General features: G+C 67.0%; 14 protein-coding genes. 2 read left to right on the forward strand and 12 right to left on the reverse strand.

Annotated features, from left to right (window positions below; translation table 11 throughout):
- Positions 1-3: 3 nt before the first annotated feature.
- From AC5P6S_RS16135 to AC5P6S_RS16145, 3 genes are all read right to left on the reverse strand, one after another.
- On the reverse strand, positions 4-1104 hold the full coding sequence (locus AC5P6S_RS16135) for an NADH:flavin oxidoreductase/NADH oxidase (RefSeq protein WP_080353069.1): 1101 nt from the start codon (positions 1102-1104) through the stop codon (positions 4-6).
- 121 nt (positions 1105-1225) lie between these two features.
- A complete protein-coding gene (locus tag AC5P6S_RS16140; protein ID WP_049419245.1) occupies positions 1226-2041 on the reverse strand; it encodes an NAD-dependent protein deacetylase in 816 nt (271 codons plus the stop codon).
- 55 nt (positions 2042-2096) lie between these two features.
- The gene (locus tag AC5P6S_RS16145) at positions 2097-2498 is read right to left on the reverse strand and encodes an acyl-CoA thioesterase (RefSeq protein WP_005407672.1); all 402 of its coding nucleotides are present in this window, start codon (positions 2496-2498) and stop codon (positions 2097-2099) included.
- A gap of 152 nt (positions 2499-2650) precedes the next feature.
- Here AC5P6S_RS16145 and AC5P6S_RS16150 point away from each other — a divergent pair, with 152 nt between their 5' ends.
- The gene (locus AC5P6S_RS16150) at positions 2651-3286 is read left to right on the forward strand and encodes a LysE family translocator (protein WP_012478802.1); all 636 of its coding nucleotides are present in this window, start codon (positions 2651-2653) and stop codon (positions 3284-3286) included.
- Between the two features lie 39 nt (positions 3287-3325).
- On the opposite strand, the gene AC5P6S_RS16155 is transcribed toward AC5P6S_RS16150, so the two are convergent.
- From AC5P6S_RS16155 to AC5P6S_RS16175, 5 genes are all read right to left on the reverse strand, one after another.
- A complete protein-coding gene (locus AC5P6S_RS16155) occupies positions 3326-3583 on the reverse strand; it encodes a hypothetical protein (RefSeq protein WP_005411932.1) in 258 nt (85 codons plus the stop codon).
- 365 nt (positions 3584-3948) lie between these two features.
- Positions 3949-4968 carry a ribonucleotide-diphosphate reductase subunit beta gene (locus tag AC5P6S_RS16160; protein ID WP_005407669.1) on the reverse strand — a complete coding sequence of 340 codons (1020 nt, stop codon included), beginning with the start codon at positions 4966-4968 and terminating at the stop codon, positions 3949-3951.
- Positions 4969-5111: 143 nt separating this feature from the next.
- Complete coding sequence (locus AC5P6S_RS16165; protein WP_005407668.1) at positions 5112-7514, reverse strand: ribonucleoside-diphosphate reductase subunit alpha; 2403 nt, start codon at positions 7512-7514, stop codon at positions 5112-5114.
- A 632-nt stretch (positions 7515-8146) separates the two neighbouring features.
- On the reverse strand, positions 8147-9247 hold the full coding sequence (gene zapE, locus AC5P6S_RS16170; RefSeq protein ID WP_076739082.1) for a cell division protein ZapE: 1101 nt from the start codon (positions 9245-9247) through the stop codon (positions 8147-8149).
- Positions 9244-9915 carry an alpha/beta hydrolase gene (locus tag AC5P6S_RS16175; protein WP_049460816.1) on the reverse strand — a complete coding sequence of 224 codons (672 nt, stop codon included), beginning with the start codon at positions 9913-9915 and terminating at the stop codon, positions 9244-9246. The genes zapE and AC5P6S_RS16175 overlap by 4 nt, the downstream gene beginning before the upstream one ends.
- Before the next feature lie 43 nt (positions 9916-9958).
- On the opposite strand from AC5P6S_RS16175, the gene AC5P6S_RS16180 reads away from it, so the two are divergent.
- Entirely contained in the window at positions 9959-10816 is an 858-nt protein-coding gene (locus AC5P6S_RS16180) for an EamA family transporter (RefSeq protein ID WP_076739083.1), read from the forward strand.
- Between the two features lie 42 nt (positions 10817-10858).
- Here AC5P6S_RS16180 and AC5P6S_RS16185 read toward each other — a convergent pair whose 3' ends face one another.
- The 4 genes from AC5P6S_RS16185 to AC5P6S_RS16200 form a co-directional block, all read right to left on the reverse strand.
- Positions 10859-10999 (reverse strand): hypothetical protein, encoded by a 141-nt coding sequence (locus AC5P6S_RS16185; RefSeq protein WP_157803237.1) that lies wholly within the window; start codon positions 10997-10999, stop codon positions 10859-10861.
- 125 nt (positions 11000-11124) lie between these two features.
- The gene (locus AC5P6S_RS16190) at positions 11125-12570 is read right to left on the reverse strand and encodes an ExeM/NucH family extracellular endonuclease (protein WP_495204672.1); all 1446 of its coding nucleotides are present in this window, start codon (positions 12568-12570) and stop codon (positions 11125-11127) included.
- Positions 12571-12880: 310 nt separating this feature from the next.
- Entirely contained in the window at positions 12881-13399 is a 519-nt protein-coding gene (locus AC5P6S_RS16195) for a c-type cytochrome (RefSeq protein ID WP_005407662.1), read from the reverse strand.
- 204 nt (positions 13400-13603) lie between these two features.
- A complete protein-coding gene (locus tag AC5P6S_RS16200; protein ID WP_005407661.1) occupies positions 13604-14212 on the reverse strand; it encodes a TetR/AcrR family transcriptional regulator in 609 nt (202 codons plus the stop codon).
- Positions 14213-14359: the final 147 nt, after the last annotated feature.

Genomic DNA, 14359 nt, shown 5'->3' on the forward strand with positions numbered 1-14359 from the left:
GCCTCAGCGCGTCTTGAACACGCCGCGCGCGTCGCGCGGCTCGCAGCGCAGGTACTGTGGCGCCGGTTCCACGCTGTCGCGCAATGCGGCAGCGGCATGCCACGGCCAGCGCGGGTCGTAGAGGATGCCGCGCGCCAGGGCCACGGCATCGGCGTGGCGATGGCGCAGGATCGATTCGGCCTGCTCGGGCTCGGTGATCATGCCCACGGCGATGACCGGCATGCGCACCTTGGCCTTGATCGCTGCCGCGAACGGCACCTGGTAGCCCGGACCGACGGTGATCTTCTGTCGTTCGTCCAGGCCACCGCTGGAGACATGCAGGAAATTGCAGCCGCGCGCGTCCAGCACCTGGGCCAGCGCTTCGCTCTGCACCAGATCCCAGCCGCCATCGACCCAGTCGCTGGCGGAGATGCGCACGCCCACGGCGATCTTGTCCGATACCGCCGCACGCACGGCGTCGAACACTTCCACCAGCAGGCGCAGGCGGTTCGGCAATGAGCCACCGTAGCCATCAGTGCGACGGTTGCTCAGCGGCGACAGGAACTGGTGCAGCAGGTAGCCGTGGGCGGCATGCAGCTCGATCAGCTCGAAGCCGAGGCGCTCGGCACGCACCGCACTGGCGGCGAAGGCGGCGATGACCTCGGCGATGCCGGCCTCGTCCAGTTCCTGCGGTGCCGGATCGGCGGCGTGGAACGGCAGCGGCGACGGCGCCACGGTGGCCCAGCCACGCGCATCGTCGGCCGGCAGCTGGCCACCGCCGTCCCAAGGGCGGTTCACCGAGGCCTTGCGACCGGCATGGCCGAGCTGGATGCCCAGCGGCATCGGCGACCAGCGGCGGACGCTGGCCAGTACCTGTGCCAACGCGGCCTCGGTGCCGTCATCCCAAAGGCCCAGGTCGGCCCAGCTGATGCGGCCACGCGGCTCGACCGCGGTGGCTTCCAGGATCAGCAGGCCGGCGCCGGATTGCGCGAGGTTGCCCAGGTGCATGGCATGCCAGTCGCTGGCGCGGCCGTCTTCGGCGGAGTACTGGCACATCGGCGCGACGACGATGCGGTTGGACAGGGTCAGGGGGCCGAACGAGATCGGCGAAAACAGCTGGCTCAAGACAGTGATGGACGACGTAGGGGATGCGTATTGCACCGCCGCACGGCTCCGGGATCAACCATCTGGATGGATCGCTGTTTCGCGGCGGCGGGTGGCCTGTAGAGTCGACTGACAGTCGACTCTACCCGGCCGATGGTTCGATAACCGACGCCAGCGCCTCAGCACAATCGCGTTCATCCTTGAACTGCAGCAGGTCGTCGGCACGGGTGCGGCCACGGTTCAGCGCCGCCACCGGCAGTCCTGCTTTGGCCGCCGCCTGCACGAAGCGGAAGCCGGAATAGACCATCAGCGACGAGCCCACCACCAGCACGGCGTCGGCCTGCTGCAGGTGCTCGTGCACCGCCTCCACCCGCTCGCGGGGCACGTTTTCGCCGAAAAACACCACGTCCGGCTTCAACACCCCGCCGCAGTGCGGGCACACGGGTACCACGAAGCTGGAGAAATCGGTCTCCAGGTCGGCGTCGCCATCAGGCGCGACGCCGGCCTCCAGCGCATCCCAGCCGGGGTTGGCGTCCAGCAGGCGCTGCTGGAAGTCCTCGCGGCCGCTACGGCGCTCGCAGCCCATGCAGCGCACCAGGTCCAGGCGGCCATGCAGGTCGATCACGTTACGGCTGCCGGCGCGCTGGTGCAGGCCGTCCACGTTCTGGGTCAGCAGCACCTGCAGCTTGCCACGGCTTTCCAGTGCGGCCAGGGCCTGGTGGGTACCATTGGGCCGGGCCAGGCCGAAGCGCGGCCAGCCCAGCAGGCTGCGCGCCCAGTAGCGCTGGCGGGTAGCGGCCTCGCCCATGAAGGCCTGGTAGGTCACCGGTGGCGTGCGTTTCCACTGGCCGTCGCTGTCGCGGTAATCGGGAATGCCCGAGGCGGTGCTGCAGCCGGCGCCGGTCAGCACGAACAGGCGCTGGGCGCGGTCGATGAAGTCGGTCAGTGGCGGGGTCATGGCTGCCAGATGGGGGCGCCGCAGCGCCCCCGCAAGCGCCGGTCGGTTGTCCGGGTCAGGCCGCCGGCAGCGGCGGCACCGCGATCGGGTGGCCTTCCTCGTCCAGCGCGATCATCACGAAGTGGCCGCGGGTGCACAGCTTGCGCTCGCCGCTGTGCAGGTCTTCGGCGACCAGTTCCACCTCCACCTTCATCGAGCTGCGGCCGACTTCAACGATGCGGCCGATGGTTTCCACCATCTGGCCGATGCGGATCGGCAGCTTGAAGTCGACCTGGTCGCTGCGCGCGGTCACCACGGTACGGCGCGAGTAGCGGGCGGCGGCCAGGAACGCGGCCTTGTCCATCCACGCCAGTGCCTGGCCACCGAACAGGGTGCCGAGGTGGTTGGTGTGGTTGGGGAAGACGATTTCGGCCATGCGCACTTCGATGGGCGGCACGGTCTCGGGGATCGGGGTCATGGGGGAGCTTCGGTGTGGGGTGCTGCGGATTCTAAGCGACCGGCGTGACGGCCATCGGAATGCACGTGCAACGGTCACCCGGCAGCGGTGCCTGCGCAGGCCGCGCCTGCAGCAGGCGTTACACTGCTTCACGCCCACTGCCAGGACCCCCCATGCCCGCCACTTCCGATCTGCTGGCCTTTGCGCTGGTTTCGCTGGCCATGGTGCTCACGCCCGGGCCGAACATGATCTACGTCATCTCGCGCTCGATCTGCCAGGGGCCGATGGCGGGACTGATCTCGCTGGGCGGGGTGGCACTGGGCTTCGTGTTCTACATGCTGTGCGCGGCACTGGGCATCACCGCCCTGCTGATGACCGTACCGTTCGCCTACGACGCGCTGCGCATCGGTGGCGCGCTGTACCTGCTGTACCTGGCCTGGCAGGCGCTCAAGCCCGGTGGCCGTTCGCCGTTCGCGGTGCGCGAACTGCCGCAGGACAGCCCGCGCAAGCTGTTCACGATGGGATTCCTGACCAATCTGCTGAACCCGAAAGTGGCGGTGATGTACCTGTCGCTGCTGCCGCAGTTCCTGCACCCGGACAGCGAAGGCAGCGTGCTGATGCAGTCGATCGTGCTGGGCTCGACCCAGATCCTGGTCAGCGTCAGCGTGAACGGCATGATCGCGCTGACCGCCGGCAGCATCGCCGGCTTCCTGGCCGCACGCCCGACCTGGCAGATGGTGCAGCGCTGGCTGATGGGCGCGGTGCTGGCCGGACTGGCGGTGCGCATGGCGGTGGAAGGGCGGCGCTGATCGCGGCGTGCCCTCCAGGCGATACGCCCGGCCCCGTAATCAGAACAGTTCAGCGTGGTAGAAGCTCGGTTGTGCCGACCAGGCCTTGATATCGCCACATTGCGGCACGCTGGTGTAGTACAGGCGGATGGGAATGGCAGAGACCTTCGCACTCATCAGCATCGCGTAGGTCGCCTTGCAGACCTCCGGCGGCATGCTGAAGTCGCCTTTGCTGACGATGTTGCAGACCGCGTGGATGGGCGAGACGGTGGTCGCCACGAACACCTTGCCGCTGGCGTCGATGGAAACGTTGGTCACCTTGGAATCGCAGTTCGTGCCATGGGCGAGGGACGGACAGGCGACCAGGACGGCGAACAGTCCTCCCGTCCACCCACGAAACACGGTCCTGCGGGTTGCTGTTCCAGGCACTGCAGTCTCCATTGCGACCTCCGGGGTCCATTCAGTTGCGCCACCATGGCAGGACCACGCGCACGGGAACCCGGCGCTGGGATTGTCCACGCGTCATTCCTGCAGTGGCATCCCCTCTTCCTCCCCAGGCCCGGCATGGATGCGAAGCACCGCCACCACTGGCGTCCAGCGAGAATAGCTCATCCTTCTGATGCGCAACGAAAAACCCCGGCATTGGCCGGGGTTCTTCGTTGCGACAGGCCGGGCCGGTTCGATCAGAAGTTCATGTCGAAGGCGACTTCGCCCTGCACGCCGACCTGGTAGGCCGAGACGCGGCGTTCGAAGAAGTTGGTCAGTTCCTGCACGTCCTGCAGTTCCATGAACGGCAGCGGGTTGCGCACGTTGTACTTCTTTTCCATGCCCAGCTTGGCGAAGTGCTGGTCGGCACAGTGCTGCAGGTACTGGCGCATGTCGCGGGTGGAGATGCCGGCCACGCCGCCGGACAGCACGTCCTCGGCGAACTGCACTTCGCATTCGATGGCTTCGGCCAGCATGTCGTAGACCTGCTGCTTCATCTCTTCGTCGAACAGGTCCGGTTCTTCCTCACGCACCACGCGCACCGACTCGAACGCGAACTCCATGTGCGCGCTCTCGTCGCGGAACACCCAGTTGGTGCCCGAGGCCAGGCCCGGCAGCAGGCCGCGCGAACGGAAGTAGTACACGTAGGCAAAGGCCGCGAAGAAGAACAGGCCTTCGATGCAGGCGGCGAAGCAGATCTGGTTGAGCAGGAACTGGCGGCGCTGTTCGCGGGTCTCGATGCGGGTCAGGCTCTGGATCGAGTCGATCCACTTGAAGCAGAAATCGGCCTTCTTCTTGATCGAGTCGATGTTCTCCACCGCCGAGAACGCCTTGGCGCGCTCTTCCGGATCCGGCAGGTAGTTGTCGAGCAGGGTCAGGTAGAACTGCACGTGCAGCGCTTCTTCATACAGCTGGCGCGACAGGTACATGCGCGCTTCCGGCGCATTGAGATGCTGGTACAGGTTCAGCACCAGGTTGTTGGAGACGATCGAGTCGCCGGTGGCGAAGAACGCGACCAGGCGGTGGATCAGGTGGCGCTCGCCCGGCGACATCTTGCTGTGCAGGTCGGTGATGTCGATCTGGAAGTTGATCTCTTCCACCGTCCAGGTGTTCTTGATCGCGTTCCGGTACATGTCATAGAACTGCGGGTAGCGCATCGGGCGCAGGGTCAGTTCAAAACCGGGATCGAGCAGCATCTGCTTGGGCTTGTCGGCCATGGGTGTTTCCTTGAATTCCTGGGTGAGCCGCCGGGCGTGGCCCGGCCTACCGTGGGTGTTTTTCCGCAGCCGAGCATGGCTCGGCTCTACAGGTGCGAGGTGTTCGAGTGCCGACCAACGGTCGGCACCCACCGCGCGGTGTGTTACTGGCAGGCCTCGCAGGCTTCCGGGTTTTCCAGCGAGCAGGCGATGGCTTCGTCCGGGCTGAATACCTTGGCCGGGGCCGCAGCGCTCACCGTGGTCTTGGCGATCTTGGTGGCCGGGCGCGAACGCAGGTAGTAGGTGGTCTTGATGCCCTGCTTCCAGGCGTACATGTACATGGAGGACATCGCGCCGATGTTCGGGCTTTCCATGAACAGGTTGAGCGAGGCCGACTGGTCGATGAAGGCGCCACGCTCGGCGGCCATGTCGATCAGCGAACGCATCGGCAGTTCCCACGCGGTGCGGTAGACCTCGCGCAGCGTTTCCGGAATCTGCGCCACGCCGGCGATGGAACCTTCGGCCAGCTTGATGGCATCGCGCATTTCCGGCGTCCACAGGCCCAGCTTCTTCAGCTCGTTCACCAGGTAACGGTTGACCTGCAGGAAGTCACCGGACAGGGTTTCGCGCTTGAACAGGTTGGACACCTGCGGCTCGACGCACTCGTAGCAGCCGGCGATCGAGGCGATGGTCGCGGTCGGCGCAATCGCGATCATCAGCGAATTGCGCAGGCCGTGTTCCTTGATGCGGGCGCGCAGGGCGTCCCAGCGTGCGGTGTCTTCCGGCACCACGTTCCAGGCGTCGAACTGCAGTTCGCCACTGGCGGCGCGGGTGTCGTTGAACGACGGGTGCTTGCCACGTTCCTGGGCCAGCTCGCAGGAGGTTTCCAGCGCGTGGAAGTAGATCGCTTCGGCAATCTTCTTCGACAGGGCGCGGGCTTCGGCGCTGTCGAACGGCAGGCGCTTGCGGAAGAACACGTCCTGCAGGCCCATGCAGCCCAGGCCGACCGGACGCCAGCGCAGGTTGGCGCGGCGGGCGGTTTCGATCGGGTAGAAGTTCAGGTCGATGACGCGGTCGAGCTGGCGCACGGCCAGGCGCACGGTCTCGGCCAGCTTCTCGAAATCGAACTCGTTGTGCTCGTCGAAGTGGTTGCCCAGGTTGATCGAACCCAGGTTGCACACCGCGGTTTCATCGTTGGAGGTGACTTCCAGGATTTCCGTGCACAGGTTGGACAGGTGGATCACGTTGCCCGGACGCAGGGTCTGGTTGCTGGCGCGGTTGCACTTGTCCTTGAAGGTCATCCAGCCGTTGCCGGTCTCGGCCAGCGTACGCATCATGCGGGCGTAAAGCTTGCGGGCAGAGATGGTGCGGTTGGCCTTGCCCTGGGCTTCGGCCTGCAGGTAGGCGGCCTCGAAGGCTTCGCCGAACAGGTCGGTGAACTCCGGCACGACGCGCGGATCGAACAGCGACCATTCCTGGTCGGCTTCGACGCGCTTCATGAACAGGTCCGGCACCCAGTTGGCCAGGTTCAGGTTGTGCGCGCGGCGGGCTTCGTCACCGGTGTTGTCACGCAGCTCGAGGAAGTCCTCGATGTCGGCGTGCCAGGTTTCCAGGTACACGCAGGCCGCGCCCTTGCGCTTGCCACCCTGGTTCACCGCGGCCACGGACGAATCCATGGTCTTCAGCCACGGCACGATGCCGTTGGAGTGGCCGTTGGTCGACTTGATGAGCGAACCACGCGAACGCACGCGGGTGTAGCTGACGCCGATGCCGCCGGAGAACTTCGACAGCTGGGCGATGTCGCCGTACTTGGAGTAGATCGACTCCAGCGAGTCCTGCGGCGAGTCCAGCAGGAAGCACGAGGACAGCTGCTCGTGGGTGGTGCCGGAATTGAACAGGGTCGGGCTGGACGGCAGGTAGTCCAGGTTGCCCATGCGCTTGTACAGCGCCAGGGTCTCGGACACGTCCTCGCTCAGCGCGCTGGCGATGCGCAGGAAGAACTGCTGCGGGGTCTCGATCACCTTGCGGGTGTGCGGGTGGCGCAGCAGGTAACGGTCGTACAGGGTACGCAGGCCGAAGTAATCGAAGTTCAGGTCCAGCGAGATGTCGATGGCATCGTTGAGCTTGCGCGCGTTGGTCTGCACGAAGTTCAGCAGGCGGTCGTTGATCAGGCCGACTTCATGGCCACGGCTGACCGACTGCGAGAAGGCGTAGATTTCCTGGCCCGAGACTTCCTTGGCAATGTAGTTGGCCAGCAGGCGCGCAGCCAGGCGGCCGTACTCGGGCTCTTCACCGATCAGCAGGGCGGCGGTGCGGATGGACAGTTCGTCCAGCTCGCGGGTGGTGGCGCCGTTGTACAGGCCGGAAATGGTGCGGGTGGCCACGCGCATCGGATCGACGGCGTGCAGGCCTTCGGAGGAACGCTGCACCGCGCGCACGATCTTGTTCAGGTCCACCAGTTCGGTCGTGCCATTGCGCTTGGTCACACTCATCGCGTTGGCCGTCGGCGGCGACGTCAACAGGAATTCGCTTTCCTTCTCGATGGTGGCGCTGGATTCGGTGGTCACGGCGTGTGTCCTCTTGGCGTGATTGGTGGGTGCTCGATGCATCGGGTGACGCAGCCCGGGACATGACAGCCCAGGATGGCAGGACGGCGTCGCAGCGGATGAGACCCTGCGCCTGCCACTGCCGTTGACGATCGCGGATGGGTACCCGGGCATCCCTGGAATTGGGGTTGCTGCGACCGACGGCCACAAGATAGTGGGGGTGATGGGGCCCGTCAACGCCAAATGTAGTGAAATTCGGCAATCCCTTGCGCCGCAAGGATCGTGCCACCGGCGTCCGGATCAGACGCTTCAGACCTGCCGGAACGGGCTGCGCAGTCAAGCCCGAAAGGCGTCATTGCGGTGGTACAACGCACCGCGAAAACGGAACAATGACAGCTTCACATGACAGTGATGAAACTGGCTAGGGACAACCCTGTGGATAGGTGGTGGGCAGCCGGTGGGAATCCGGTGGACGCCGGGACCGCCCGCCGGGCAGCGACGCGAGGCTGCATGTGCCGGCCAGGCCGGAGCAGCGGCCGCAGGGAAACGCCGTTGCACCCTTCCCCCGATCATTGCCGGCCAGCGGCCGGCACTACCGGAATCCCAGGGGGGTCGTGCCGGCCGCTGGCCGGCAACGTACGCCCGCAGGCCCCTCACGCCCGGTGCGGGGTACCCAGGTACTCGGCGCTCTGCATTTCGATCAGGCGCGAGGCGGTGCGTTCGAAGGCACCTTGCAGGCGCTGGCCGGTGTACAGCTCGATCGGCGAGGTGCTGGCGGTGCAGACCAGGTTGACGTGGCGGTCGTACAGCTCGTCGATCAGGTTGACGAAGCGGCGCGCGGCATCTTCGTTCAGGCGGTCGAAGGCGGGAATGCCGCCCAGCAGCACCGTGTTGAACTCGTGCGCGATCTCGATGTAATCCGAGGGCCCGCGCGGGCCTTCGCACAGCGCGGCGAAATCGAACCAGGCAATGCTCTTGCCGCGGCCACGCACCGGAATCTTGCGGCCCTCGATCTCGATGTTGCCGGGCTTGGCCGGCTGGCCGCCGCTCAGCTCGTTCCAGCGCGTGGCCAGCCACTCATCGCTGTCGGTCGCCAGCGGTGCGCGGTATACCGGCGAGCGGGTCAGCGCGCGCATGCGGTAATCCTCGGTACCTTCGGCGTACAGCTCGACGCAGAAGCGCTGCAGCAGGCCAATGGCCGGCAGGAAGCTCTCGCGCTGCAGGCCGTTGAGGTACAGGTTCTCCACTGCGGTGTTGGAGGTGGTGACCAGGGTCACGCCCTCGGCGAACAGGCGCTCCAGCAGCCGCGCCAGCAGCATCGCATCGCCGATGTCGGTGACGAAGAATTCGTCCAGCACCAGCACGCGCAGGTTGCTGCGCCATTCCTGGGCGATCTTCGCCAGCGGGTCGCTCTGGCCCTGGTGCTCGCGCAGGCGCTCGTGGACGCTGCGCATGAAGCGGTGGAAGTGGGTGCGGTACTTCTGCTTGATCGGCAGCCCGTCGTAGAACAGGTCGACCAGGAAGGTCTTGCCGCGGCCGACCCCGCCCCAGAAGTACAGGCCCTTCACCGGCTCGGGCTTCTTCCAGAACGAGGACAGGCGGTCCAGCCAACCGTCCTCGGCACTGTCCAGCAGGCCCAGGTGGATGCGGTCCAGCTCGGCCAGCGCCGCATGCTGGGCCGGGTCGTTCTGCCAGTCGCCACGGGCAACCCCTTCCGCGTACCGCTGCGACGGGGTCAGTTCCACGTCGCTCATGCCGCCGCGCCCAGCCAGTGCTTGACGCCGTGGGTCAGCGCGCCGCGCAGGTCGATCAGCTTGCGGTGGAAGAAGTGGCTGGTCTCGGGCATGCGCACCAGCTCATGCGGGAAATCCAGCGAGTCCAGCCACTGGTAGACAGCCTGCGGGTCGACGATCTCGTCCTGCTCGCCCTGGATCACCAGCCAGCGGGCCGGCGGTGCGATGCCATCGAAGTCCCAGCGGCCGGCCGGCGGCGCGATCGAGATCAGCGCTTCCGGCTGCAACTCGGCCGCGGCCTTCAGTGAAACGAACGCGCCGAAGCTGAAACCGGCCAGCCACAGGCGGTCGTCCGGACGCTGGCTGCGCACCCAGGCGGCGACGGCCTTCAGGTCGTCCTGCTCGCCCACGCCATGGTCGAACTCACCGGCCGAACCACCCACGCTGCGGAAGTTGAAGCGCACCGTGGCGATGCCCAGCTCGCGCAGGGTGGTGGCGGTCATGGTGACCACCTTGTTGTGCAGGGTGCCGCCTTCGGTGGACAACGGGTGGCAGATGATGGCCACGATCGGCTGCACCGGCACATCGGCCTTGGGCAGGTCGACGACCACTTCCAGCGGGCCGGCCGGGCCGTCCAGTTCGAGGCAGGCGGTTTCGCCGGGGGCGACGGGGAACGAGTGCTTGTGCATGGCACCATGATACCGTCCCCCGCCCCTGCCCTGTGCCTGTCCCATGCTCTACCTGTCTTTGGCCGTGATCTGCAGCGTGCTGGTTTCGGTGTTGTTGAAGGTGGCCGGACGCCGCCAGCTGGATGTTTCGCAGATGGTCACCTGGAACTATCTGGTGGCGGCAACGCTCACCGCCGTGGTGCTGCAGCCGCCGCTGGATGCGCTGCGCGCGCCGCACGCGCCGTGGCTGTCATTGCTGGCGCTGGCGGTGGTGCTGCCCTCGATTTTCCTGGTGCTGGGCCGCGCGGTGGCGGTGGCCGGCATCGTCCGCAGCGACGTGGCGCAGCGGCTGTCGCTGCTGCTGTCATTGGCCGCCGCCTTCCTGTTCTTCGGCCAGACTGCCACACCGTGGAAGCTGGCCGGGCTCGGCCTGGGCCTGCTGGCGATGGTGGCCATCAGCCTGCGCCCACGCGGGCCGGTGGTCGCGCCCTCGCCCGGCGGCTGGGGCTGGCTGCTGGGGGTATGGGCTGGGTTTGCGGTGGTGGACGTGCTGCTCAAGCAGGTGGCGCTGTCCGGCACGCCGTCGATGGCGGCGGTGCTGGCCAGCTTCAGCGTGGCCTTCGTGCTGATGCTGGCGCTGCAGCTGTGGCGGCATGCGCGTGGCCGCAGCCGGCTGGCCTGGCGCAACCTGGGCGCGGGCGCGCTGCTGGGCCTGCTCAATGGCGGCAACATCCTCTTCTATGTGCACGCGCACCAGTCGATGCCGGACAACCCGGCCACCGTGTTCGCCGGCATGAACATCGGCGTGGTGGTGCTGGGCGCGCTGGTGGGCGTGTTCGCCTTCGGCGAGGCCACCACGAAGTGGAACCGCGCCGGCCTGGCGCTGGCGGTGCTGGCGATCGGACTGATCGCCTGGGGGTGAGCGTTGGTTGCGGCGGGCCATTTCCGCGCCCGCGGTGGGATGTCACTTTTCTTTTCGCGCGAAAAGAAAAGTAACCAAAAGAAACGCGCCGCCAGCCGCGAGCCGCGAGCCGGTGCTGTGCACCGGTACCCTGCGCTTCTCGATGAACCAGGGGACGGCGCCGAACTCGCTGCGCTCAAACATCGGCGCCTCTTCGCCCCTGATTCACCTGCGATGCTCGGCTCGCTTGAAGACGGACTGGAAGATCAAAAGCAACGGCAGGATCCGTGCCGATCAAGGTCCCTCCCAGAGCAGATCCCCGCCGAACCTTATTTGTCGAAACCCAGCAGCAGCGGGTCGTGGTCGGAGCTGCGCCACGGGCCCTGCACGTTGCGGTCCTGGTAGCCGCTGGCATCCTGCTCGTCGGCGTTGCTGTGCCACTCGGCGGCACCGCGCAGGCGCTTGGCCATGCCCGGGCTCAACAGCGCGTGGTCGAGGCGGCCGGTATAGCCGTTGTAGACGTAGCTGTAGGGATGCTCGACCTTGGCGACCTTGAACGCGTCCTGCCAGCCCAGGTCATGCAGGGTGCGGATCGGGTCTTCCATCGCGTAGGCATTGAAATCGCCGAGCAGCACCGCGTCCTTTGCACCGGTACCGGTCGGGTCGGTCTGCAGCCAGGCGTGCAGCTGCTGCGCCGAGGTCACGCGGGTGGCGTTCCAGCAGCCCTGGTTGTCGTTGTGGTCGGCGTCGGCACCGGCGGCGTCGCGGCAGCCCTTCGACTTGAAGTGGTTGGCCACCACCACGAACGGCGCGCCCTGCTTGCCCTGGAAGGCCTGCGCCAGCGGCACGCGGCTGTGCTCGACGAACGATCCACCGGTCAGCGTAGCCGGCTTGCCCACCGGCTGCAGGCGCGCGCTGCGGTAGATGATGCCGACCCGGATCGGGTTGTCGCCGGGGCCGTTGCCGGCATCGACAAAGCGCCAGTCGCCCTGCGCGCCACGGTCGCGGTTGAGGGCATCGACCAGTTCGGCGATGGCCGACTGCGGGCCGTAGCCATCGTTCTCCAGCTCCATCAGCGCGGCGACATCGGCGCCCAGCGCGTTGACCGTGGTGACCAGCTTGGCCACCTGCGCCTTGTGTTCCTCCAGCGTGCGTGCGCCGCGCAGGGTCGGGAAGCCACCGCCCTGGCCGTCTCCGTTGAAGAAGTTCTCCAGGTTGAAGGCCGCCACATGCAGGCGGCCCGGCACGGTCGGCACCGCCGGGCGCTTCAGTTCCGGCAGCTTCAGCGCGCCTTCGACCTGCAGGCGCGGATGGCCCTGCGCGTCCATGCGCACGATGCCCTGCACATCGCGCAGCTGCATGCCGGTGCGCAGCACCGGGTTGCCCGGCAGGTAAGCCACGCTGGCCGGGTCGCGGGCATCGCTGCCATCTTCCAGCACCAGGCGGCGGCGCTGGTTGTCGGCCCTCACCTGCTCATAGCCGGCAGTGCCCGGCGTGGCCACTTCGGTCGGCTGCCAGAGGCGGCCATCGAAGGCCACGGTGAGCTGGCCGAAGCGCTCCAGGCCGTCGGTACCGGCCAGGGTCAGCGGTGCGGCGATGCGCACGCGCTGGCCATCCAGTGCACGCCAGTCGGCCGGCGCGGCGGTCAGCACCACGGTGGCGCTGCTGCGCGCAGCGGAGGGCGACGCGGCCGGTGCGGCCTGCGGCTGGGCCTGGGCAAAGGCGCCGGCCGGCAGCAGCAGGGACAGGGCAAGGGCGAGGGAACGGCGGCGCATCGACGGGCGACTCCATGGAAGAGGCGCACAGACTAACCTTGAAATGCGAAACCCCAGCGACGCGCGCGGTTTTGGCCTTGGCCGGCAAAGCCGCCGGCGGCGGATGGAGAACGACCGCGGCGATTGGGGCGACCGGCGGGTAGAGTCGACGGTTAGTCGACTATCGCGCGCAGCGCGGGCTTTTTCGGTGGCGTTGGGAAGAGCAGTCGACCAACAGTCGACTCTACTCCCTTCCCGCGGTTCCGCCATCCCGTTCGGCCGTTCCATGTTTCGACGTTTCCGCCGTTTCGCGGTTTGGCCGTTCCGGCGCCTACTTCAGGTTGCCCAGCATCCAGTCCACGGTGGCGTGGATCTGTTCCTCGGTCAGCGCCGGGTTGCCACCCTTGGGCGGCATGATGCCGCCATCCGGGCCGGTGTAGCCCTCGATGGCGTGCTTGTAGAGGGTGTCCTTGCCCTGCGCGATGCGCTTGTCCCAGTGCGAATGGTCCAGCGTCGGCGCCATGCCCACGCCGGTGGTGTGGCAGGCGGTGCACAGATTGTCGAAGATGACCTTGCCGTCCTTGGTGCCACCGTAGGCCACCTGCGAGGCGGCCTTGGCCAGCGCGGCGGCCTTGGCCGCTGCCTGCGCGGCGGCGCCGGTGCTGCCGGCATAGACCGCGCCGGTGGGCGAAATGCGCTGTTCGGTGCGCTTGGCCGCCGTCGGCGACACCTCGGGCGGAATCCGGGTGTGGATGTAGGCGGCTAGGAGGATGAGGCCGAGGGTGATGGTCGCCAGCAGCGCGATCACCATGGAGAAGCGTTTCAGGAACTCCAGATCGTAATTCCGCACTCTTCGTTACCCCTGGCTGATAGTCGTTGGACCACGGCTGAGCGACTGCGTGATGGACCGAGTATAGAACGCGCTTTGCGTGCGACAACAGGCGTCACTGCTGGTGCGGCGCAACATGCCAGGGGCTGGGGTCAGATCCCTTTTGCGGCGCAGAAGGGATCTGACCCCAGCAACAGAAGCCGGCCAGCGGCCGGCTCTACCACGTTACCGGGCGCCGATCGCGCGCAGGCAGAAGCTGCAGATCGCATCCACCAGCGCGTCTTCGTCGCGGTGCGCTTCGCGGCTGGGTGCGGTCGGGCCGACCATCGCCTCGGTGAAGGCGCCGACCAGGCAGGCGGCGGCCACATGCGCGTCCTGCGCAGGCAGCTCACCGGCGGCCACGCCCTCCTCCACCAGCCGCAGGAAGACATCCCCAAAGGCACGACGGCCACGCATGCGTTCGGCTTCCACGTCCGGGTCGACCGGTTCGACGATGAAGGCATGCGCCAGCCCCGGCCCGGCCAGGGCGCGGCGAACGAAGGCGGTGATCGCCAGCCGCAGGCGCTCGCTGGCCACCTCCGGACCACTGGCGATGCGCTCCATGATCGCGACCTCGTGGGCCACCGCGGCGTTGAGCACCTCCACGAACAGCTCGGCCTTGGACGGGAAATGGCGATAGATCAGGCCAGTGGATACCCCCGCCTGGGTTGCCACGGCAGTCACCGGGGCGTTGCGCCAGCCGCCGGTGGCGACCAGCTCACGGGTGGCCAGCAGGATCCGTTCACGGGCCCCAGCCAGGCGTTCTTCCATCAGTGCAGAGCGTTTGTAGGCCATGTTTTGATTCTGGTTTCAATTTTTGAATTTGTATTCACTTCTTATCCGAACCCCGCTACGCTGGGGTCCAATCGCCCGTGCGGGCAGCGGTCCTGCAGACCGCCGCCCGCTCCCCCGCCGGGTGCGTCCATTTCCTGCCATCCCGTC

The organism is Stenotrophomonas sp. YJH_SMC_119 (assembly GCF_059368315.1).